The sequence below is a fragment of the Janthinobacterium sp. GW821-FHT03A03 genome (assembly GCF_059421435.1).
In genome coordinates this window covers 123,900-146,416 of record NZ_JBWKUZ010000007.1, presented here as the reverse complement: position 1 = coordinate 146,416, position 22,517 = coordinate 123,900, and the positions used below count along the sequence as shown (strand labels likewise).

Sequence of the window (22,517 nt, the reverse complement as noted above, 5' to 3'; positions counted from 1 at the left end):
CATTATAGGAGTCTATATCAAAAGTGTTTCTCCCGATACACTGGCCGGCTTGAATCATTGCTGGAGCCATCATGACCACCGCACACCCTGTTTCCCCTCAAGCCAGCAAGATGCCGCCCGGCGTGCTGGCGCTGGCCGTCGGCGCCTTCGCCATCGGCGTGACCGAATTCATCGTCGTCGGCATCCTGCCCGCCATCGCGAGAGATTTGCAGATTTCCATCGAATCGGCCGGCTCGCTGGTGAGCCTGTACGCGCTGGCGCTGGCCGTCGGCACGCCGCTGCTGGTGCTGCTGATGTCGCGCCTGCCGCGCAAGGCGGCCTTGCTGGGACTGATGAGCGTTTTTCTCGCTGGCAACCTGCTGGCCGCCTTGTCCCACACGTTTGAATTGTTGCTGGCGGGGCGGGTCATCACGGCCGTGGCGCACGGCACCTTCTTTGCCATCGGCGCCACCGTGGCCGCCAGCCTGGTGGACAAGGCGCAGGCGGGCAGGGCGATTTCCGTGATGTTTGCGGGACTGACGCTGGCCATGGTGATCGGCGTGCCGCTGGGCAGCTTCCTCGGCAACCTGATGGGCTGGCGCCTGCCCTTCTTTGCCGTGGTGGTGCTGGCCGCGCTGGGCCTGGCGGCCATGGCGCGCTGGCTGCCGGCCGGTTTATCGCAAGGCCAGGGCGGCAAGGCCATGACGCAGCTGGCGGCCCTGGGCAGCGGCCCCATCCTGACGATGATGGCCGTGACCACGTTCGGCTTCGGCAGCAGCTTTGCCGCGTTCACGTTCATTACCCCCATCCTCACGGACGTGACGGGTTTTTCCGCCGCCATGGCCAGCGCCCTGCTGATCGTGTTCGGCGCGGCCACCTTTGCCGGCAACCTGGCGGGCGGCTACCTGACCAGCCACCTGGGCTGGCAAAAGGCCTTGCGATCGATGCTGCTGTTGCTGGCCGTGACGCAAGTGGGCGTGGCGCTGGCCGTCACGTCCCAGTGGCTGATGACGGTGATGCTGTTCGTCTGGGGCGTGTTCGCCTTCGGCCTGTCGCCGGCCCTGCAGGCGGGCATGCTGGCCACGGCCGAGCGCTACACGCCGCAAGCCGTCGATTTCGCCTCGGGCCTGAACATTTCCGCGTTCAACCTCGGCATTTCCTTCGGCTCCATGCTCGGTGCGCTGATGGTGTCGCGCCAGCTGATGGCATCGTCGCCCTGGGCCGGCGTGGCCGCTGCGCTGCTGGCCCTGCTGCCGCTCGCGTGGCTGGCGCGCAGGAACCTGGCCGCCCACGTGGCGGGAGCTGCCGCGCACTGAACGCAGGCCGCCTTATTCCAGCAGGGCGCCATCGTGATGGACGTGGGCGGCAAGGGCTTTTACCGCCGCGTCGACGCCACGGGGGCGCGCTATGCCGGCAGCGACGACGATGTGCTCCACGCGCAGAATCTGCCCATCGACGTGGGCCAGGCGCTGCGCATGGAGGCGATCCGCTTCGCCGTCATCGCCCTGTGCCTGCTGCTGCCGCTGGGGTGGTGGACGCGCGCGCACGGGCGCAGCCTGGCGGCGCGGGCGCGGGTCAGCGCCGCATCGAGCATCGCGCCGCTGGCGGGCCGCATCAACGACATGGCCGGGCGCATCGGTTCGCTGCTGGAGGCGCGCAAGCATTTGCTGCTGCACGGCGGCGCCATCGCCGTCGACGATTCGCCGCTGGGCGGCGCCCGCTTCACTATCTGCATTCGGCCATGAGCGCCGGCGCATCGCGCTTCTGGCGCTGCGCCATGTAGGAACTGCCCATGGACGCGGCCATGATCATGGCAATCGCCAGCCACTGTCCCGCTCCCAGGCGCTCGTCGAGCAGGATGTAGGCCAGCATGGCGGCCACGGCCGGCTCCATGCTGCTCATGATGCCGAAGGCTTGCGGCGTCAGCCGTTTCAGGGCCACCATTTCCAGCGAGATCGGGATGGCGCTGGAAATGAGCGCGACCCCCAGGCCCACGCCCAGCACGACGGGCGAGAGCAGGGCGGCGCCGCTGTGCGCCACGCCCACGGGCACCACCACCAGCGCGGCCATGGCCAGGCCCAGGGCGACGGAATGGCCCGCGTGCAAATGGCTGGCGCGCTTGCCGAAGACGATGTACGAGGCCCAGCAGACGGCCGCGCCCAGGGCGAACAGCACGCCCGTGGGGTCGAGATTGCTGACGTCGTGGCCCAGCGGCAGCAGCAGCGCCAGTCCCGCCACGGCCAGCGCCACCCAGACGAAGTCGAGCGGGCGGCGCGAGGCCAGCAGGGCCACGGCCAGCGGGCCGGAAAACTCGATAGCCACGGCGATGCCGAACGGTATCGTGCGCAGGGCCATGTAGAAACACAGGTTGGTCAGGCCCAGCGCCGCGCCGTACAGGGCCACCGTGCGGGCGTCCGCGCGGCTCAGCTGCCAGCGCCACGGGCGCCAGAACAGCAACAGCAGCAGGGCGGAAAAGCCCACGCGCACGGCCGTCGTGCCTTGCGCGCCGACCAGCGGGAACAGGCTGTGCTTGGCCCATGAAGTGCCCAGTCCCAGCGCGGTGACGGAGCCGAGGATGGCGAGCAAGGGAATAAAAGAAGAGTAGCGGTGCTGAGGCATGGTAATAAATGGCTTGATATCGGAGTAATGAAAGTTTATTGTGTCTACTCCGATATTTGCACTGCATTTTGACCATCATGACGCAACTTTCGCTCGCGCCTTCCCCCGCCCTCGACGCCTTCGACCTGGCCATCCTCGATATCTTGCAGCGCGATAACACGACCTCGCAGCGCGCAATCGCCCAGGCCGTGCATTTGTCGGCGCCCGCCGTGCAGCGGCGCATCCGCCGCCTGCGCGAGAGCGGCGTCATCCGCAACGAGGTGGCCGTACTCGACGCGAGCCGCCTGGGCCGCCCCCTGACATTGGCGGTGGAAGTGCATCTGCACGACGAGCACCCGCTGCGCACGGCCGGCATGCGCGCGCGCATCATGGCCGAACCCGCCATCCAGCAATGCTATGGGATTACCGGCGAGGCCGATTACCTGCTGCTCATCACGGCCAGCAGCATGGCCGAATACGAGGCGCTGACGGAGCGGCTGTTCGGCGGCGACGACAATATCCGGCGCTACCGCACGTCCGTGGCATTGACCTGCCTCAAGATGGGCTTGCACGTGCCGCTGGCATAGGAGCGGGCAGATGACGATCTCCAAAAGGACGCAAGGGGCAGTGACGGCAGCCATGCCCGCCGGCCTGGCTGCCGCCATTACCGGTTATCAATGGACGCGCGACAGCGCCGGCGAGTCGGACGCCGCCGTCTACCGCCTGCAGGGCGGGGATGGCGCGCCGGACCTGTACCTGAAGCACGGCAGGGGGCCTGCCGCCGCCGACCTTGCCGATGAAGCGGCGCGCCTGCACTGGCTGGCGCCGCACCTGCCCGTGCCGGCGGTGGTGCAGTTCGCGCGCGTGGCAGCGCCGGACCAGGCCTGGCTGCTGACGGCTGCGCTGCCGGGCAAGACGGCCTCCCAGGTGCTGGATGCGGACCCCGCGCTGGGACCCGCCGTGGCCCACGCGCTGGCGGCCTTCCTGCGCCGCCTGCACGCGCTGCCCGTGGGCGCGTGTCCCTTCGACGCCGGCCTTGCCGTGCGGCTGGCCCAGGCGCGCCGGCGCATCGATGCGGGCCTCGTCGACGCCGATGATTTCGATGCCGAGCGACAAGGCTGGACGGCGCAGCAGGTGTGGACGGCGCTGCAGGATTGCCAGCCGCTCACGCCCGACCCCGTCGTCACGCATGGCGACTTCTCGCTGGACAATATCCTGCTGCAGGACGGCGCCGTCGTCGGCTGCCTCGACGTGGGACGGGCCGGCGTTGCCGACCGTTACCAGGACCTGGCCATCGTTTGCCACGGCCTCGCCGAGTTGGACGCCGCGCTGGTGCAAAGCTTGTTGCGGCACTACGGGATCCTTGATGCCGATCAAGGCAAGCTGCAATTCCATCTGCTGCTTGACGAGCTGTTCTGAGCGCCGCCTGCACTCTGGCATAATCAGCAGGGGCGAATGAGGGAGCATGGGATGGCGGAGCTGGAAAATGCGCATCAGGCTGAATCCGGCCTGCTTGCCGCCTGGCTGGCGGCACGTTCGATTGCGCGTGGCTTGCCGCCGCCCGTGCCCGAGCACGGCGGCTGGCGTGTCGACGCGGGCTTGCCGGGCGAAATCCGGCGCCACGTTTTTGGGGGACCGGTTCCAGGCATCAGCGCCTTGGCTGCGTCGATACACGGACCGCATATCTTCATCAAGATGTGTGGTTCCGGGGAGCAATTGCTCGGGTTATTGCCGCCCCGATGGCAACTGTTGCCTGGCGGCTTTTTCATGCGCCATGAAGGCAGCCTGCATGCGTCCGTGCTGCCTGCCGGCTACCGGCTGGAAGTGACAACGGCACAGGCCATCACGACGGCGCGCATTCTGAGCGGCGATGGCGGTATTGCCGCCAGCGGCCATGCCGTGGAACATGCGGGCGTCTTTGTCTTTGACAGGATCGTCACGCAAGCGGCGCATCGGCGCCGGGGACTGGGGCGGGTCCTGATCGCCGCGCTGGCGGCCAGGCAGAGGTCGGGCCGCGCGCGCCGGGTGCTGGTGGCCACCGGCGACGGCTTGAACTTGTATCTGAGCCTGGGCTGGCATGTTCAATCACTGTATTCGACGGCAACGATCATGTGAGGCCGCGATAAAGGCCGCGATATGCACTTCCGCATCGCGGATGCCGGGCGGTCATGCCACGGCTCACGGCTCATCGCGCTCGGCGTCGCGCTCGCGGCAGCTCAGGGACGCGTAATGGCCTTTGGGCAGCCTGTTCTTGATGGCAACATCTTTCAGGGCCTGCCCGATATCGACGGGGTCGTTCAAGGTGCAGCGCTGGGCGCGGGCGAACGCCTGCAGCTTCTGCGTGCTGCCCTGCACCCTGACCGTGACGCCCGCCCCGGGGCTGACGCAGCAGCCGATGTATTGCGTGATGTATTCTTCCTCGATCAGCACCAGTGCATGCCCCATGAAGCTGGCCGGCTTTTTCAGCAGGTAGTAATCGGTGTAGTCGAAGCGCTGGTCGGGGCGCCTGCCGATGTAGCCTTCGCGCACGTAGGCGGCGATGGCCTTGCCCGAGGTGCCCACTCGCTCCGTCGTGCCCTTTTTCAGGTGCAGCGCATGGATCAGATCGCTTTCAAGCGCGGGATCGGCGGCGCTGGCGCAGCTGGCGGCGAGCAGAAGAGCGCCGAGCAGGCGGCGGGCGCGGCATGCGGACATGGACGTGATTGCTTGCATATATTTCATGTGAAGGGGAGAAGAGGCGCAGTGTAGCGCACGCCAGCCACGGCGCGTGACACAAGTGCGTGGCACAATGCGTGATCCGCACGCCATGTGCCACTCACCCCAGGACTTTCATGACCCGCGCCATCCTCGACGAAGCCCAGATCCATCCCGCCGCCCGCCCTTTGATCGGCAGCAAGCACCAGGACATCGTGCGCGAGGTGCAGCGAGCCATCGCCGCCCACCAGGTGGTGGTGGTCGGCATGGCGCTCAATCCGTTTCCGCGCAAGGCGCGCAAGATGCTCGACGTGCTGGGCACGCCCTATCAGTACCTGCAGTACGGCAGCTATTTCAGTCAGTGGCACCGCCGCAATGCGCTGAAAATGTGGACGGGCTGGCCCACGTTTCCCATGATTTTCGTCAATGGCGTGCTCATCGGCGGCGCCAGCGAGCTGCAAAAGCTCGTGGAAAATGGCGAGTTCAGCGCCATGCTGGCGAAGAAGCTGCGCGCGATTTAAGCCCCGTCTTATTCTCCCGGCCGCCATGGCGACTTGCGCGTGCGCAAGGGGTCGAGCAGGCTGCGTAAATCGTTGTGGTCGAGCTCGTACATCAGCGCAATTAAACTGCCCAGTTCGCCCGAGGGGAAGCCCTCGCGCGCGAACCAGCCCAGGTAATGGCCCGGCAAGTCGGCCAGCAGCCGTCCCTGATATTTACCGTATGGCATTTCGCGCGTGACCAGCAGCGCCAGTTTTTCTGAATTCATGGTGGAAATCTCGTGTTGACCTGCCCAGTGTAGCAGACCTCTGCATTGTTGATTTTGGCGCAACTATCTTCTGCCCGCTGACGTATTTTTCGGAACAAAGAAAACCCCGATACTGCATGCCAACATCATTTATCGGAGTTTGTCATGCCCATTGCCTTGCTCGCGCTGACCCTCAGCGCGTTTGCCATCGGAACCACCGAGTTTGTCATCGTGGGGCTGTTGCCCACCATCGCCGCGGACCTGGGCGTCAACCTGCCGTCGGCCGGCCTGCTGGTCAGCCTGTATGCGCTGGGGGTCGCCGTCGGCGCACCCGTGCTCACTGCCCTGACGGGCAAGCTACCGCGCAAAACCTTGTTATTGTCGCTGATGGTCTTGTTCACCCTGGGTAACTTGCTGGCGTGGAAATCTCCCGGCTATGCAACCCTCGTCGTCGCCCGCATCGTGACGGGGCTGGCGCATGGCGTGTTCTTTTCCATCGGCTCGACCATCGCCACCTCGCTGGTGCCCAAGGACAAGGCGGCCAGCGCGATCGCCATCATGTTTACGGGCTTGACCGTGGCCCTGGTGACGGGCGTGCCGCTGGGCACCTTCATCGGCCAGCATGTCGGCTGGCGCGAAACCTTCCTGGCCGTCTCGGCCCTGGGCCTGGTGGCGTTCATCGGCAGCCTGCTGTACGTGCCGTCGACCATCAAGCACGGCAAACCGGCGTCGCTGCTGCAGCAAGTGCAGGTACTGGGCCAGCCCCGGCTGCTGCTGGTGTACGCCATGACGGCCGTCGGCTATGGCGGCTCCTTCATCGCCTTTACCTATCTGGCGCCAATCCTGCAGCAGGTGTCGGGTTTCAGCGCCGGCGCCGTGGGCGCGGTGATGCTCGTGTATGGCGTGTCCGTGGCCTTCGGCAATATCTGGGGCGGCAAGCTGGCCGACACGATGGGGCCAGTGCGCGCCCTGAAACGGATCTTCCTGCTGCTGGCAGCCGTTTTGCTGCTGCTGACCTTCACGGCGCCGCATCCGGTGCTCGTCGTCATCACCGTGCTGCTGTGGGGCGCCGTTGCCTTCGGTAACGTTGCTGGTTTGCAAGTGTATGTCGTTCAGCAAGCCGAACACTTCACGCCCCGCGCCGTCGACGTGGCATCGGGCCTGAATATCGCCGCGTTCAATCTTGGCATCGCCGGCGGCGCCTGGGGCGGCGGCCTGATCGTGGAACACCTGGGCCTCGTGCATACGGGCTGGATCGGCGCGCTCGTCGTGCTGGGTGCCTTCGGCTTGACGGCCCTGAGCGGCCGGATGGACCGCTTGCATCCCATCGCCGTGCGCAGCGGCGGCGAAAAGTCGATGCATGCGGTGGGGCATTAACTGCTTGATCTGCAAGCAAGTCGCTGGCATGGACGAGACCAGGGTTTACAATGGTGTTTCCTTTTCTCCCGCCCATACCCCCATGTCCGATACCGCAATGTCACCGCTGCGCCTGCGCGCCGCCATCAATCCGAAACCGCTGGGCGTGGCCCTGTTGCTCATCGTGCTAGGCGCCTGGTATCTGGCGCAGAGCGTCGGCATCAAGCAGGCCGCGCTGTACGTGGTGGGCGCCTTGCTCGGCATTACCCTGTATCACGCGGCCTTCGGCTTTACATCGGCCTGGCGCGTCTTCATCGCCGATGGCCGCGGCGACGGCTTGCGCGCGCAAATGCTGATGCTGGCCGTGGGCGTGGCCCTGTTTTTCCCGGCATTGTCGGCCGGCACCCTGTTCGGCACGCCCGTCGCGGGCCTGGTGTCTCCCGCCGGCACCTCGGTGATCTTCGGCGCCTTCATCTTCGGCATCGGCATGCAGCTGGGCGGCGGCTGCGCCTCCGGCACGCTGTACACGGTGGGCGGGGGCAGCACGCGCATGCTCATCACCCTGGCCGCCTTCATCGTCGGCTCCGTGATCGGCACGGCGCACATGCCGTTCTGGACGGCGTTGCCGCAACTAAAACCCATTTCCCTCGTCACGACGCTGGGCCTGGCGCCCGCGCTGGCGCTGAACTGGTTCGTCTTCGCGCTGATCGCCGGCCTCACGGTATTCGTGGAAAAGCGCCGCCACGGCAAGCTCGTGGCCACGCCCCTGCGCCCGTCGCAGGCGTCGCCCTGGCTGCACGGCCCGTGGCCGCTGGTGGCGGGCGCCATCGCGCTCGTCGTGCTCAATTTCATCACCCTGGCGCTGTCGGGCAAGCCGTGGGGCGTGACGTCGGCGTTCGCCCTGTGGGGCGCCAAGGCCGCGTCCGCGGTCGGCATCGACATGGCCAGCTGGGCCTACTGGTCGACCAAGGCCAACGCGGCCGCCCTGGCCGCGCCTTTGACGCAGGACAAGACTTCCGTGATGGATATCGGCATCGTGCTGGGCGCCATGCTGGCGGCGGCGCTGGCCGGCCGCTACGCGCCCGTGTGGCGCATCCCGCGCCGCTCGGTCATCGCCGCCGTCGCCGGCGGCCTGCTGCTCGGCTATGGCGCGCGCCTGGCCTACGGCTGCAACATCGGCGCCTATTTCAGCGGTATCATCTCGGGCAGTTTGCATGGCTGGCTGTGGCTGGTCTGCGCTTTCCTGGGCAATGTCATCGGCACGCGTTTGCGTCCATGGTTCGGCCTGGAAGTGGAGAAAGTCAAGCCGAGCGGCTGCTGAGGCCGGCGCAGACTGGGGCTTTGCTGTATATTTCTGCCCCTGTTCCCCTTGCCGCCAGAGCAATACCCATGTCCCCAGCCATCCTGTTTGCCGTCGTCCTCGCGTATTTTTTGATCCTGCTGGGCGTGGCATGGCGCACCTCGCGCCATGCCACCAACGACAGTTTTTTCATCGGCAACAAGGACAGCAACTGGATGCTGGTGGCCTTCGGCATGGTCGGCACGACGCTCACGGGCGTGACCTTCATCAGCGTGCCCGGCGCCGTGGGCAGCAACGGTTTCGGCTACATCCAGCTGATGCTCGGCTATGTGCTCGGCTATCTCGCCATCACCTTCATCCTGCTGCCGCTGTACTACCGGCTGCAGCTGACTTCCATTTACCGCTACCTGGAAGTGCGCCTGGGCCGGCGCTCCTACCAGAGCGGGGCGGCGTTTTTCATCGTCTCGCGGCTGCTGGGCGCCACGGCGCGGCTGTATCTGGTGGTCAATATCCTGCAGGCCACGATACTCGACAGCCTGGGCGTGCCGTTCTGGCTGACGTCGTGCATCGTGCTGCTGCTGATCCTGCTCTACACCTATGAAGGCGGCGTGAAAACCATCGTCTGGACCGACACCCTGCAAACGGCGTGCATGCTGGCCGGCCTCGTCATCTGCAGCGTGTTCTTGCTGCGCGCGATGGACCTGTCCGTGATCGACAGCCTCGAGCGCATGCGCGCGCAGGGCCTCACGCGCATCTTCACCGTCGACCCGGACAGCCCCGCCTACGTGTGGAAGCATATTCTTGCCGGCATGTTCATCACGATTGCCATGACGGGCATGGACCAGGAAATGATGCAAAAGAACATTTCCGTGCGCACCTTGCGCGATTCGCAAAAGAATATGCTGAGTCTCACCGTGGTGCTGACCGGCGTGCTGCTGCTATTCCTGTTTCTGGGCGGACTGCTGCACCTGTACGCGCCGCTGGCCGGCGTGACGGCCACGGGCGATAAACTGTTCCCCGCCGTCGTGCTCGGGCATTTTCCCGCCGCGGTGCAGCTGATTTTCTTCATCGCCCTCGTTTCCGCCCTGTTTCCCAGCGTGGACGGGGCATTGACGGCGCTCACGTCCACCTTCTGCATCGACATCCTGGGCCTGCAGCGGCGGGCGGATTTGAGCCAGGCGGCGCAGATGCGCTGGCGCCGCCGTGTCCACCTGGGCTTTACCGCACTGTTCTTGATCTTGATCATGGTCTTCAGGTGGCTCGACGATCCCAGCATGATAGGCGTGATCCTGAAGCTGGCCAGCTATACCTATGGTCCGCTGCTGGGCCTGTTTGCCTTCGGCCTGCTGAGCCGGCGCGGCGTGCGCGACCGCTGGGTGCCGCTGGTGGCCATCGCCGGGCCGCTGCTGTGCGCGCTGGTCGAGCAGGAACAGGCGCGGCTGTTTGAACATTACCGCATCGGCCTGGAACTGCTGATCCTCAACGGCGCCCTCGTGCTGGCGGGCCTGTTCCTCATTTCCACGCCGCCAGGGCAGGGCGGCCAGGGCGCGGCACAGTTGTCAAAATAAGACGATTCGCACCGTTTTCAGTTATATTGGTTTCCTTTAGGTATATAACCTCACGGAGCATCAATGTCACTGAACCCCTTTCCGCCGCTGCGCCGCGGTTTTGGCGCATTCTGGCGCGCGCTGGACGCCACCCGCCGCGCCGTCTTCAACCTGATTTTCCTGCTGATCGTCATCGCCATCCTGATCGCCATCTTCGGCGGCGGCGCCAAGCCGCTGGGCGAAAAGACCACCCTGGTGCTGGACCTGCAAGGCCCGCTGGTGGAGGAAACCCCGGGCGGCGTGCGCGAAGCCGTGCTGGCCAATGTCAGCGGCGAAGTCAAGAAAAGCGTGCAGCTGCGCGACGTGCTGGCGGTGCTCGACACGGCGGCCAAGGACAAGAACATCGGTTCCATGGTGATCCTGCTCGACGAACTGCAGGGCGGCGGCCTGGCTTCGCTGCGCGAAGTGGCGGCCGGCGTCGAGCGTTTCCGCGCCTCGGGCAAGAAAGTGACGGCCTGGGGTTCGAGCTACAACCAGCGCCAGTACCTGGTGGCGGCCAGGGCCGACGAAGTGTTCGTGCACCCGATGGGCGGCGTCATGCTCGAAGGCTTCGGCCGCTACCGCAATTACTACCGCGACGCGCTCGACAAGGTGGGCGTGACGGTCAACCTGCTGAAAGTGGGTACGTATAAAAGCGCGGCCGAGCCTTTCATCGCCAACGGCCCGTCCGAAGCGGCGGCCGAAGCGGACCGCTACCTGAACAACGGCCTGTGGACCACCTATACGACGGACGTGGAAAAGGCGCGCAAGCTGCCGGCCGGCGCCATCATGCAAACGATCGACAACCTGCCCGCGCTGATGACGGCGGCCGGCGGCGACATTGCCAAGCTGTCGCTCAATGGGAAACTGGTCGACGGCCTGAAAACGCGCGATGAACTGCGCCAGTTCATGATGGCGCGCGGCGCGAAGAACACGGAAGGGACGAATTTCCGCCAGGTGAACTACACCGACTACCTGGCGCGCCTGCGCCCCGTGCATATCGGCGACGCCGTCGGCGTGGTCATCGCCTCCGGTGAAATCGGCGACGGCATCGCGGCGCCAGGCGCCATCGGCGGCCTGTCCACCTCGCGTTTGATCCGCCAGGCGCGCGAAGACAAGTCGATCAAGGCCGTCGTGCTGCGCGTCGATTCGCCGGGCGGCAGCGCCTTCGGCTCGGAACTGATACGCCGCGAACTGGAACTGACGCGCGCCGCCGGCAAGCCCGTGGTCGTCTCGATGGGCAACGTGGCCGCGTCGGGCGGCTACTGGATCAGCACCTCGTCCGATGAAGTGATCGCCGACGCGGCCACCATCACCGGTTCCATCGGCGTGTTCGCGATTCTGCCGACGGCCGACAAGGTGGTGGAAAAGCTGGGCATCCACACGGCCGGTTCGCCGACCACCTGGCTGGCCGACGCGGGCAACCCCTTGCGCCCGCTCGACCCCCGCTTCGCGCAAGTGATCCAGGGCTCGATCAACCACGTGTATGGCGACTTCCTGAGCCTGGCCGCCAAGGCGCGCAAGACGACGCCCGAGAAAATCAATGAAGTGGCGCAGGGCCGCGTCTGGACGGGCTTGCAGGCGAAAGAGCGCAACCTGGTCGACCGCATCGGCAGCTATGGCGATGCGCTGGCCTCGGCCGCCAAGCGCGCCAAGCTGGGCGCCGACTACCGCGTGACCTACCTGGAGCAGGAAACGTCGAACGTCGATCGTTTGCTGGGCTTGTTCGGCTCCAAGGCCATGGCCTCGCTGGGCCTGGGCGAGCACGTGAAGCTGGGCCTGGCCACGACGGGCTTGCCGGCCGACGCGGCGCTGGGCATGGCGCAGGACCTCTCCTGGCTGTCGGGCATCACGCGCGAGCACAAACCGTTCATGGCCCTCACGCACTGCCTGTGCGAGGTGCCTCTGGGCGGCAAGTAATACCCACATCAACAGCATACGCAAGCCGGCTTCGCCCGGCTTGTTTCATATCAGGAGCAAGGCATGGCAAGCGACATCAGCGCACCCACGGGTATCGCCATCCGCCCCTGCGTCAAGGGCGATGAACAGGCGCTGGCGCTGGTGGGGCAATCGACTTTTCTTGAAGCGTTCGCCGGCATCCTCGACGGCGCCGATATCCTCGCCCATTGCCAGCGCCAGCACGACGCGCAGCTGTACCGCGACTGGCTGGCGCTGCCGGCCATGCGCTTGTGGCTGGCCGAGGCCGCGCCCGGCGGCGCCCCCGTGGGCTACCTGGTGCTCAGTCCCGCCGGCCTGCCGGTGGCGGACCCGCGCCCGGACGACCTGGAAATCAAGCGCATCTACCTGCTGCACCGCTTCCAGGGCCGGCGCGTGGGCCAGCGCCTGATGCAGGCGGCGCTGAGCCAAGCGCGCGCCGGCGGGGCAGGGCGCGTGCTGCTGGGCGTGTACGCGGAAAACCACGATGCGCTGGCCTTTTATGCGCGTTGCGGCTTTGCGCAGGTGGGCCGGCGTACCTTCCGCGTCGGCAGCACCGACTATCAGGATGTCATCCTCGGCATGACCTTGTAAATCCAGGTAAAGACTCGCTGCCCTCTGCCGGCGCCTGAGCATCCGCATGGCGCCAGGTCAAGGCGGCTGGCGGGAGATTTGTAGCGAGTTTGTATCCGCATGCGAGTCGCCCGCGTCTGGCGCACGCCGGGCGGTGACGCCCCGCAAGCCTGATTTTTCCACCGCTCCCCCATACAGGCGGCCTGCCTGCCGGCCCGCCTGATCCTCCCGTGCCTGTCTGGCTGTGTGTAATTGTTTCAAGTAGAAATGAAACAGTTACATGACTATGCTAGAGTCGTTTCAGCCTAGGGAGCGATGTTTTTTCAGCTGACTTTCAGCTCTTGATTCCCCGGCTTTGTACCGATACAACCCCGAAAAACGGCCGTTCTGCCTGAGTGTCTTCCACCTCGGCCGGCGCCACAGACTCGCCGTGCCAGCGGCCACTACAAGGATAAGCGATGGATTCGCAGACAGCACCCAATACCCCGCGGCGCAGCCGCCGTTCGAAAATCGTCGGCAGCGTCATCGCGCTGGCAGTGATGGCCGCGCTGGGCGGCGGCGCCTGGTATCTGACTCACTCGGGCGCCAGCGCGCAGGGCGGCGCTGGCGCGGGCGGCCCCGGTGGCCCGGGCGGGCCAGGCGGGCGCCGCGGCGCGCCGTCGACCACCGTCGGCGTGGCCACGGCCGTCAAGTCCGACCTGCCCGTGGTGCTCGATGCGCTGGGCACGGTGACGGCCGCGTCCACCGTGACGGTGCGCCCGCAAGTGTCGGGCATCCTGAAAGAATTGAAATTCAAGGAAGGCGGCATGGTCAAGGCGGGTCAGGTGGTGGCGCAGATTGATCCCGCGCAATTCGAGATGGCGCTGATGCAGGCCACGGGCCAGCGCCAGCGCGACGAGGCGCAGCTGGAAAACGCGCGGTTGACCCTGAAACGCTATCAAACCCTGCTGGGCCAGGATTCCATTGCGCGCCAGGACGTCGATACGCAGGCGGCCCTCGTGAAGCAGCTCGAAGGCACCGTCATGACGGACCGCGCGGCCGAAGGCACGGCGCGCCTGAACCTCGGCTACACCAAGGTGGTGTCGCCGATCAGCGGCCGGGCGGGCCTGAAGGTGGTCGATATCGGCAACCTGGTGAGCACCAGCGACGCGGGCGGCGTGGTGGTGGTGACGCAGCTCTCGCCCATCGACGTGCAGTTTTCCGTGCCGCAGGATAAGGTGCAGACCATCCAGGAGCGCCTCAATGGCGGCTCGGCCCTGGCCGCGCTGGCGCTGGACCGCACGCGCACGCATACGCTGGATAAAGGCAGCCTGAGCGCGCTCGATAACCAGGTCGACGTGCAGACGGGCACCGTGCGCGCCAAGGCCCGCTACGCGAATGACAAGATGGCCCTGTTCCCCAGCCAGTTCGTCAATGTGCGCCTGGAACTGGGCAATATCACGGGCGCCGTGCTGGTGCCCGTGACGGCCTTGCGCCACAGCAATAACGGCGACTTCGTCTACGTGCTCAAGGCGGACAAGACCGTCACCGTGCGCATGGTCACGCGGGGCCAGGCCACCACCGACATGGTGGAAATCCGCGCCGGTCTCGAAGCGGGCGAGCAGGTCATCACGGAAGGCGCCGACCGTCTGAAAGAGGGCGCGAAAGTCATGCTGGCCGGCGACAAGCCGGCCGGCGCGCGCGGTGCCGGCGCTGCCGGGGCGAACGGCGAACGCCGCCACCGCCGCCAGCAGGCCGACGGCGCGCCCGGCGCATCGGCTTCTGCATCGGCATCCGCGCCGGCCAGTGCGCCTGCTACCACCCCGGCCAAGGGCGCGGCGCAATGAGTCCATCGACGCCGTTCATCCAGCGCCCCGTCGCCACGGCGCTGCTGATGCTGGCCATCGTGCTGGCGGGACTGGTCGGCTTCAAGTTCCTGCCGCTGGCCGCCTTGCCGCAGGTGGACTTCCCCACCATCCAGGTGCAGACCCTGTACCCGGGCGCCAGCCCCGAAGTCATGGGGCAGACCGTGACGGCGCCGCTGGAGCGCCAGTTCGGGCAGATGTCTGGCCTGCAGCGCATGAGTTCCACCAGCGCGGCCGGCGTCTCCATCATCACCCTGCAATTTACGCTGGGGCAGACCCTGGACGTGGCCGAGCAGGAAGTGCAGGCGGCCATCAACGCGGGCGGCTCCCTGCTGCCGACTGACTTGCCGGCGCCGCCCGTGTACGCGAAGATCAACCCGGCCGACGCGCCCGTGCTGACCCTGGCGATCACCTCCGACACGATGCCGCTGACGCAGGTGCAGAACATCGTCAACACGCGCCTGGCGCTGAAGATCAGCCAGGTCAACGGCGTGGGCCTGGTGTCGCTGTCGGGCGGCCAGCGCCCGGCCGTGCGCATCCAGGGCGACACCAAATTGCTGGCGTCCTACGGCCTGGGCCTCGACAGCCTGCGCACGGCCATCGCGGCGGCCAACGTGAACAGCGCCAAGGGCAGTTTCGACGGCCCCACGCGCTCGTTTACCATCAACGCCAACGACCAGCTGGTGACGGCGGAAGACTACAAGCGCCTGATCATCACGTATAAAAACGGCGCCCCCGTGCGCCTGGCCGACGTGGCCAGGGTCGTCGACAGCGCGGAAAACACGCGCCTGGGCGCCTGGTCCGGCAAGCAGCCGGCCATCATCCTGAACGTGCAGCGCCAGCCCGGCGCCAACGTCATCAAGACGGTGGACGCCATCAAGGCCCTGCTGCCCGACCTGCAGGCCAGCCTGCCGGCGGCCATGAGGCTCGACGTGCTGAGCGACCGCACGACGGGCATCCGCGCCTCGGTCGAGCACGTGGAAATGGAACTATTATTGTCCGTGCTGCTGGTGGTGCTGGTGATCTTCGCCTTCCTGCACAGCCTGCGCGCCACCGTGATCGCCAGCCTGTCCGTGCCGATTTCGCTGATCGGCGCCTGCGGCGTCATGTATTTGCTCGGCTACAGCCTGAACAACCTCTCCTTGATGGCCTTGACGATTGCCACGGGCTTTGTCGTCGACGACGCCATCGTCATGATCGAAAACATCGCCCGCTACATCGAGGAGGGCGAAACGCCGATGGCCGCCGCCCTGAAAGGCGCCTCGCAGATCGGCTTTACCATCATCTCGCTGACGGTCTCGCTGATCGCCGTGCTCATTCCCCTGCTGTTCATGGGCGACGTCGTGGGCCGCTTGTTCCGCGAATTTGCCATGACCCTGGCCATCACCATCCTCATTTCCGCCGTCGTGTCGCTGACCCTGGTGCCGATGATGTCGGCGCGCTGGCTGAAAAGCCACGCCGATGAAAAAATCAGCGCCACGGGCCGGCGCATCCAGGCTTTCCTCGACAAGGTCATCCATCAGTACGACCTTGCGCTGGTGTGGGTCTTGAAACGCCAGGGACTGACCCTGCTGGTGGCCCTGGCCACCTTGCTGCTGACCGTGATTTTGTACATCACGATTCCGAAAGGCCTGTTTCCCACGCAGGATACGGGCCAGCTGCAGGCGCGCATCGAAACCTCGCAAGCCGTCTCGTACGAACGCATGGCCACCCTGCAGCAGGCCGCCGCCAGCGCGCTGCTGGAAGACCCCGCTGTCGACACGCTCAGTTCCCTCGTCGGCGTCGATGCGGCCAACAATACCATGCTGCACACGGGTAGCATGCTGATCAATCTCAAGCGTCCGCGCAGCGGCAGCCAGGACGAGATCATGGAACGCCTGCGCAACCGCGTGGCCCAGGTGGCCGGCGTGACCCTGTACCTGCAGCCGACGCAGGATCTGACCATCGACGCAGAATCGGGCCCGACGCAGTACCGCGTCTCGCTGGAAGGGGCCGATACGGCCACCGTCACGCAATGGGCCGGCAAGCTGGCGGCCCGCATGCGCGAGCAATCGCAGCTGCGCAACGTCGTCACGGATGCGGGCGCCACGGGCGCCGCCGTCGTGGTGGCCATCGACCGCGACAGCGCCGCGCGCATGTCGGTGACCACGGCCACCGTCGACGACGCGCTGTACAACGCCTTCGGGCAGCGCATCATTTCGACGATTTTCACGGAAACCAACCAGTACCGGGTCATCCTCGAAGCACAGCCGGGCATCGTCACCACGCCGTCCGACCTGTCGGAGCTGCAGGTGCGCACGGGTTCCGGCAAGTCGACGCCGCTGTCCGCCTTTGCCAGCGTCAGCGAGAAGCAGGCGCCGCTGCAGATCACGCACGTGGCGCAATACCCGGCCACGACGCTCGGCTTTGATACGACGCAAGGCGTGGCCCTGGGCAGCGCCGTCGACGCCATCCGCCAGGCGGCGAAGGATATCGCCCTGCCGCCATCGGTGACATTGACCTTCCTCGGCGCGGCCGGCGCGTATGAAAACTCGCTGTCGAACCAGCTGTGGCTCATTTTGGCCGCCGTCGTCTGCGTGTACATCGTGCTCGGCGTGCTGTACGAGAGCTACATCCATCCGCTGACGATCCTGTCGACCCTGCCGTCGGCCGGCGTGGGCGCCTTGCTGGCGCTGATGATGTCCGGGCAGGACCTGGGCGTGATCGGCATCATCGGCATCATCCTCTTGATCGGCATCGTCAAGAAAAACGCCATCATGATGATCGACTTCGCCATCGAGGCCGAGCGCGATGAAGGCAAGAGTCCGCAGGAAGCCATCCACCAGGCGGCGCTGCTGCGCTTCCGCCCGATCCTGATGACGACCCTGGCGGCCCTGTTCGCGGCCGTGCCGCTGATGCTGGGCTGGGGCGAGGGCGCCGAGCTGCGCCGTCCGCTGGGCCTGGCCATCTTCGGCGGTCTGATCGTCAGCCAGGTGCTGACCTTGTTTACCACGCCTGTCATCTACCTGGGCTTCGACCGCCTGGGCCGGCGTTTCGGCAGCAAGACGGGCGGTGCGGTGAGCCTGGACAAGCCAGCCGATCATGCGGGGGGCGCCGCGTGAACCTGTCCGAACCGTTCGTCAAGCGTCCCATCGCCACCGTGCTGCTGACCATCGGCATCGCGCTGGCCGGTGTCGGCGCCTTCTTCGTGCTGCCCGTCTCGCCGCTGCCGCAGGTCGACTATCCGACCATTTCCGTCAGCGCCAGCCTGCCCGGCGCCAGCCCCGCGACCATGGCCACTTCCGTGGCCACGCCGCTGGAGCGGCGCCTGGGCGTGATCTCGGGCGTGAACGAGATGACCTCGTCGTCGGGCACGGGCTCGGCGCGCATCAACCTGCAGTTCGACCTGAACCGCAAGATCGATTCGGCCGCGCGCGAAGTGCAGGCGGCCATCGCCGCCGCGCGCGTGGACCTGCCGGCCACCCTGCGTAGCAATCCCACCTACCGCAAGGCCAATCCGTCCGACGCGCCCGTGATCATCCTGGCGCTGACGTCGAAAACGCGCTCGCCGGGCCAGATCTACGACGCCGTGTCCAACCTGGTGCAGCAAAAGGTGGCGCAGGTGAAGGGCGTGGGCGACGTGGAACTGGGCGGCGGCTCGCTGCCGGCCGTGCGCGTGGAGCTGCTGCCGTATCAGCTCAATCACTATGCCGTGTCGATGGAAGACGTGCGCGCGGCCATCCAGGCCACCAATGCCAACCGCCCCAAGGGGGCCATTTCCGGCGACGCGCGCAGCCTGCAGATCTACTCGGGCGCAGCGACGGCCTCGGGCGGGCGCAGCGCGGCCGACTACCGCAGCCTGGTGGTGGCCTGGCGCGACGGCGCCGCCATCCGCCTCGACGACGTGGCCGACGTGGTCGACGGCGTGGAGAACAACAATACCCTGGGCCTGTTCAATGGCGACCCGGCCGTCATCGTGCTGATCACGCGCCAGCCCGGCGCCAACGTCATCGCCACGGTGGACGGCGTGCGCGCGCTGCTGCCGGAGCTGCAGGCGCAGCTGCCGGGCGACATCAAGCTGCAGGTGGCGTCCGACAGCACCAATTCCATCCGTTCCTCGCTGCACGAGATCGAATTCACCTTGATCCTGTCCATCGTGCTCGTCGTGCTGGTGGTCAGCGCTTTCCTGCGCAGCGTGCGCGCCACCATCATCCCGGCCGTGGCCACCATCGTTTCCCTGCTGGGCACCTTCGGCGTGATGTACATGCTGGGTTTCAGCCTGAATAACCTTTCCTTGATGGCGCTCACGGTGGCCACGGGCTTTGTCGTCGATGATGCCATCGTGGTGCTGGAAAACACGCAGCGCCACATCGAGGCCGGCATGGACCGCTTCAAGGCGGCCCTGCTGGGCGCGCGCGAAGTGGGTTTTACGGTGCTGTCGATCAGCCTGTCGCTGGTGGCCGTCTTCATCCCGCTGCTGTTCATGGGCGGGCAGGTGGGGCGGCTGTTCCGCGAATTTGCCGTGACCCTGTCGGCCGCCGTGCTCATTTCGCTCGTCATTTCGCTGACGACCACGCCGATGATGTGCGCCTGGCTGCTGAAAAGCGGCCAGCAGCATAAAAAGCCGGGCGCCGTGGCGCGCTGGTTCGAGCGGGGCTTCGGGCGCATGCTCAAGGTCTATGAGCACTGCCTGGACTGGGCCTTGTCCAGCGCCGCTCTCGTGATGACCATCCTCGTCTTCGTCGTCGGCCTGAACGTGTACCTGTTTGCCGCCGCGCCCAAGGGCTTCTTCCCGCAGCAGGATACGGGCCAGATCAACGGCGGCATGCGCGCCGACCAGAGCATCTCCTTCCAGGCCATGCAGGGCAAGCTGCGCCAGCTGGTCAACATCATCAAGGACGATCCGGCCGTCGCCACTGTCGTCGGATTCACGGGCGGCGGCAGGGCAGGGGGCGGCTTCATGTTCATCGACCTGAAACCGGCCTCGCAGCGCACGGACAAGGGCCAGGCCGTAATCGCCCGCCTGCGTCCGCAGCTGGCCAAGGTGACGGGCATTTCCCTGTTCCTCAATCCCGTGCAGGACTTGCGCATGGGCGGGCGTTCCAGCAATTCCACCTACCAGTACACTTTGATCAGCGACAACCAGGCCGACCTGAAGAAATGGGCGGCGAAGCTGGCCGACCAGATGAAGCTGCAGCCGGCCCTGATCGACGTGGACACGGACCAGGCGGAAAACGGCGTGGAAACCTTTGTCTCCATCGACAAGGACCGCGCCACGCAGCTGGGCGTGCAGGTGCGCGACATCGACAATGCGCTGTACAACAGCTTCGGCCAGCGCCAGGTGGCGACTATCTACGATGAGCTGAACCAGTATCACGTGATCATGGAAGTGGCGCCGCGCTATGCGCAAAGCCCGGAAGCGCTGCGTTCCGTGTACGTGCCGGCCTCGAACGCGGCGGCCATCGCCGCCAGCGGCAAGGCCGCCACCGCCACCGCCGCCACGGCCAGCACCGCTGCCGCGGCGAGCGCGGCGACGTCGAACACGACGGCGGCGCGCGACCCGTCCAGCGGCTCGGCCTTGAGCACCACCCTGGCGACGATGGTGCCGCTGTCGTCGTTCAGCCGCTTTGCGGAAAGCGCGACGGCCACGTCGATCAACCACCAGGGCGGCGAACTGGCCACCACCGTGTCGTTCAACCTGGCCGACGGCTATCCGCTCAGCGACGGCCAGGCGGCCGTGGCCCAGGCGGAGTCGGAAATCGGCATGCCGGTCAATGTGCGCGGCAGCTTCCAGGGCTCGGCGAAGAGCGCGCAGGACAGCAACAAGGAGCAGCCGCTGCTGATCCTGGCGGCCATCGTGGTGATCTACATCGTGCTGGGCATCCTGTACGAAAGCCTGGTGCACCCCGTCACCGTGCTGTCGACCCTGCCCTCGGCGGGCGTGGGCGCCGTGCTGGCCTTGCTCATGTTCCGCATGGAGTTTTCCATCATCGCCCTGATCGGCGTGTTCCTGTTGATCGGTATCGTCAAGAAAAATGCTATATTGATCATCGACTTCGCGCTGGAGGCCGAGCGTTCGCGCGGCCTGACAGCGGTGGAAGCGGTGCGCGAGGCATGTTTGCTGCGTTTCCGCCCCATCCTGATGACCACCCTGGCTGCGGCGCTTGGCGCCTTGCCGCTGGCGATCGGTTTCGGCGAGGGGTCAGAGCTACGCCAGCCCTTGGGGGTCGCCATCATCGGCGGCCTGATTGCCAGCCAGTTACTCACATTGCTGACCACTCCGGTGGTCTACATCCTGCTTGACAAGCTGCGCACGCGCAGCGCCGACGAGCAGCAATTGAGCCGCATTCCTGGGCCAGATAACCCGAGCACACAATCATGAAGCAAGTAAAAGCTATTTCTCCCGCCATTCCCGCCCGCCGCCTGCTGGCCGTGGCTGCTGCCGTCCTGCTGGCCGGCTGCGCCGTCAGCCCCGTATATGAAGTACCGACGGCCGCCGCGCCGCAAGCGTTCAAGGAGGCGGCCGGCTGGCAGCCCGCCGCGCCGGCCGATACCCTGGAGCGGGGGCCGTGGTGGACCCTGTTCGGCGACGCGCAGCTGAACCAGCTGGCCGAAGGCATCGACATATCGAACCAGAACGTGGCGGCCGCCATCGCCTCCTACGAGCAGGCGCGCGCGCTGGTGCGCGAACAGCGTGCCTCGCTGTTTCCTACAGTCAACCTGACGGGCAGCGGCGCCCGCTCCGGCGGCGGGGGCGAGCAGCAGACGAGCAACAACTTCAAGGCCGCCATCGGCGCCGCGTGGGAACCGGACGTGTGGGGCAAGCTGCGCGCCGGCGTGACGGGCGCCGACGCCAGCGCGTCCGCCAGCGCGGCGGACCTGGCCGCGGCGCGCCTGTCGGCGCAGGGCGAGCTGGCCACCAATTATTTTTCGCTGCGCCAGAGTGATGCGCAGATCGCGCTGCTGAACGCCACCATAGCCGGCTACAAGCGCGTGCTCGACATCACCGGCAACCGTTTCAACTCCGGCATTGCCGCCAGGTCCGACCTGCTGCAGGCGCAGACGCAGCTGGCGAATGCGCAGATCGAGCTGTCCAGCCAGGTGCGCGCGCGCGCCCAGCTCGAACACGCGATCGCCATCCTCTTGGGCCGCGCGCCGTCCGACTTCAGCCTGGCCGTGGCGCCGTGGACCCTGACCGTGCCCGAGGTGCCGCTGGGCGTGCCCTCGACCCTGCTGCAGCGCCGCCCCGACATCGCCGCCGCCGAGCGCAGGGTGGCCGTGGCCAACGAGCAGATCGGCATCGCCCGCTCGGCCTACTATCCGAGCCTGAACCTGACGGGATCGTATGGCTCCGGCGCCAGCAGGGTGGGCGACCTGTTCAATGCCTCATCGAGCCTGTGGTCGCTGGGCGTGTCGGCCGCGCAAACCCTGTTCAACGCGGGCGCCACCACGGCCAGCGTGGACGCGGCCAGGGCCGGCCATGAAGCGGCCGTGGCGCGCTACCGCCAGACGGTGCTCAGTGCCTTTGGCGCCGTGGAAGACCAGTTGTCGGCCACGCGCGCGCTGGCCGAGCAGCTGGAGCTGCGCAAGCAGGCGTCATCGGCCGCCGACCAGGTCGAACAGCAGATGCTGAACCGCTACAACGCGGGCCAGGTCGGCTATACGGACGTGGTGACGGCGCAAGTGACGGCCCTGTCGGCGCGCCGCTCGCTGGTGCAGGCCCAGGCGGACCGCCAGACGACGGCCGTGGCCCTGATCCAGTCGCTGGGCGGCGGCTGGCATGTGCCGCAGCCACAGTAGGGGGACAGGCTGGCGCAGGCTGAAAAACCTGCGCCAAATTCGCGTTTTCCCGTGCATCTTGAGTGCTAGAATGCAAGATTATCAATTCCCAGCCTGACGGTTTGGCCGTGGCTGCTATCTTGCCGACG

18 protein-coding genes are annotated in these 22,517 nt (G+C 66.5%); 15 read left to right on the top strand and 3 right to left on the bottom strand.

Going from position 1 to position 22,517, the window contains the following annotated elements; genetic code table 11:
* The first annotated feature begins 71 nt into the window (after positions 1–71).
* Both AC07VI_RS15885 and AC07VI_RS15880 read left to right on the top strand, forming a co-directional pair.
* On the top strand, positions 72–1,295 hold the full coding sequence (locus AC07VI_RS15885) for an MFS transporter (RefSeq protein WP_492995046.1): 1,224 nt from the start codon (positions 72–74) through the stop codon (positions 1,293–1,295).
* Positions 1,296–1,328: 33 nt separating this feature from the next.
* On the top strand, positions 1,329–1,724 hold the full coding sequence (locus AC07VI_RS15880; RefSeq protein ID WP_492995044.1) for a hypothetical protein: 396 nt from the start codon (positions 1,329–1,331) through the stop codon (positions 1,722–1,724).
* Here AC07VI_RS15880 and AC07VI_RS15875 read toward each other — a convergent pair.
* Positions 1,705–2,598: an EamA family transporter gene (locus AC07VI_RS15875; RefSeq protein WP_099374941.1), complete on the bottom strand. Its 894-nt coding sequence runs from the start codon at positions 2,596–2,598 to the stop codon at positions 1,705–1,707. The genes AC07VI_RS15880 and AC07VI_RS15875 overlap by 20 nt on opposite strands.
* Before the next feature lie 77 nt (positions 2,599–2,675).
* Between AC07VI_RS15875 and AC07VI_RS15870 the strand changes: the two genes are divergently transcribed.
* From AC07VI_RS15870 to AC07VI_RS15860, 3 genes are read left to right on the top strand one after another with little or no spacing between them, the layout of a single operon-like run.
* Positions 2,676–3,164 (top strand): Lrp/AsnC family transcriptional regulator, encoded by a 489-nt coding sequence (locus AC07VI_RS15870; protein ID WP_086146458.1) that lies wholly within the window; start codon positions 2,676–2,678, stop codon positions 3,162–3,164.
* A gap of 10 nt (positions 3,165–3,174) precedes the next feature.
* On the top strand, positions 3,175–3,996 hold the full coding sequence (locus tag AC07VI_RS15865; protein ID WP_492995041.1) for an APH(3') family aminoglycoside O-phosphotransferase: 822 nt from the start codon (positions 3,175–3,177) through the stop codon (positions 3,994–3,996).
* Positions 3,997–4,047: 51 nt separating this feature from the next.
* Entirely contained in the window at positions 4,048–4,692 is a 645-nt protein-coding gene (locus AC07VI_RS15860; protein WP_099374939.1) for a GNAT family N-acetyltransferase, read from the top strand.
* Positions 4,693–4,755: 63 nt separating this feature from the next.
* Here AC07VI_RS15860 and AC07VI_RS15855 read toward each other — a convergent pair whose 3' ends face one another.
* Positions 4,756–5,271 (bottom strand): hypothetical protein, encoded by a 516-nt coding sequence (locus tag AC07VI_RS15855; protein WP_139842531.1) that lies wholly within the window; start codon positions 5,269–5,271, stop codon positions 4,756–4,758.
* 137 nt (positions 5,272–5,408) lie between these two features.
* On the opposite strand from AC07VI_RS15855, the gene AC07VI_RS15850 reads away from it, so the two are divergent.
* Entirely contained in the window at positions 5,409–5,792 is a 384-nt protein-coding gene (locus AC07VI_RS15850) for a glutaredoxin domain-containing protein (protein WP_099374938.1), read from the top strand.
* Between the two features lie 8 nt (positions 5,793–5,800).
* On the opposite strand, the gene AC07VI_RS15845 is transcribed toward AC07VI_RS15850, so the two are convergent.
* Entirely contained in the window at positions 5,801–6,037 is a 237-nt protein-coding gene (locus AC07VI_RS15845) for a DUF3820 family protein (RefSeq protein ID WP_034749909.1), read from the bottom strand.
* A 144-nt stretch (positions 6,038–6,181) separates the two neighbouring features.
* Here AC07VI_RS15845 and AC07VI_RS15840 point away from each other — a divergent pair, with 144 nt between their 5' ends.
* From AC07VI_RS15840 to AC07VI_RS15800, 9 genes are all read left to right on the top strand, one after another.
* Positions 6,182–7,393, top strand: coding sequence for an MFS transporter (locus AC07VI_RS15840; protein WP_086146413.1), 1,212 nt, complete (start codon positions 6,182–6,184; stop codon positions 7,391–7,393).
* Between the two features lie 82 nt (positions 7,394–7,475).
* Complete coding sequence (locus tag AC07VI_RS15835) at positions 7,476–8,693, top strand: YeeE/YedE family protein (RefSeq protein ID WP_086146412.1); 1,218 nt, start codon at positions 7,476–7,478, stop codon at positions 8,691–8,693.
* Positions 8,694–8,761: 68 nt separating this feature from the next.
* Complete coding sequence (locus AC07VI_RS15830) at positions 8,762–10,240, top strand: sodium:solute symporter (RefSeq protein ID WP_086146411.1); 1,479 nt, start codon at positions 8,762–8,764, stop codon at positions 10,238–10,240.
* 63 nt (positions 10,241–10,303) lie between these two features.
* Entirely contained in the window at positions 10,304–12,178 is a 1,875-nt protein-coding gene (gene sppA / locus AC07VI_RS15825) for a signal peptide peptidase SppA (RefSeq protein WP_492995037.1), read from the top strand.
* A gap of 63 nt (positions 12,179–12,241) precedes the next feature.
* The gene (locus tag AC07VI_RS15820; RefSeq protein ID WP_492995035.1) at positions 12,242–12,787 is read left to right on the top strand and encodes a GNAT family N-acetyltransferase; all 546 of its coding nucleotides are present in this window, start codon (positions 12,242–12,244) and stop codon (positions 12,785–12,787) included.
* 437 nt (positions 12,788–13,224) lie between these two features.
* The gene (locus AC07VI_RS15815; protein WP_099374935.1) at positions 13,225–14,592 is read left to right on the top strand and encodes an efflux RND transporter periplasmic adaptor subunit; all 1,368 of its coding nucleotides are present in this window, start codon (positions 13,225–13,227) and stop codon (positions 14,590–14,592) included.
* Positions 14,589–17,711, top strand: a complete 3,123-nt coding sequence (locus tag AC07VI_RS15810) for an efflux RND transporter permease subunit (protein WP_086145985.1) — start codon at positions 14,589–14,591, stop codon at positions 17,709–17,711. Before AC07VI_RS15815 ends, AC07VI_RS15810 begins: the two co-directional genes overlap by 4 nt.
* Positions 17,708–20,971 carry an efflux RND transporter permease subunit gene (locus AC07VI_RS15805; protein ID WP_099419434.1) on the top strand — a complete coding sequence of 1,088 codons (3,264 nt, stop codon included), beginning with the start codon at positions 17,708–17,710 and terminating at the stop codon, positions 20,969–20,971. Before AC07VI_RS15810 ends, AC07VI_RS15805 begins: the two co-directional genes overlap by 4 nt.
* Positions 20,968–22,389 carry an efflux transporter outer membrane subunit gene (locus AC07VI_RS15800; protein ID WP_172404756.1) on the top strand — a complete coding sequence of 474 codons (1,422 nt, stop codon included), beginning with the start codon at positions 20,968–20,970 and terminating at the stop codon, positions 22,387–22,389. Before AC07VI_RS15805 ends, AC07VI_RS15800 begins: the two co-directional genes overlap by 4 nt.
* Positions 22,390–22,517 lie beyond the last annotated feature (128 nt).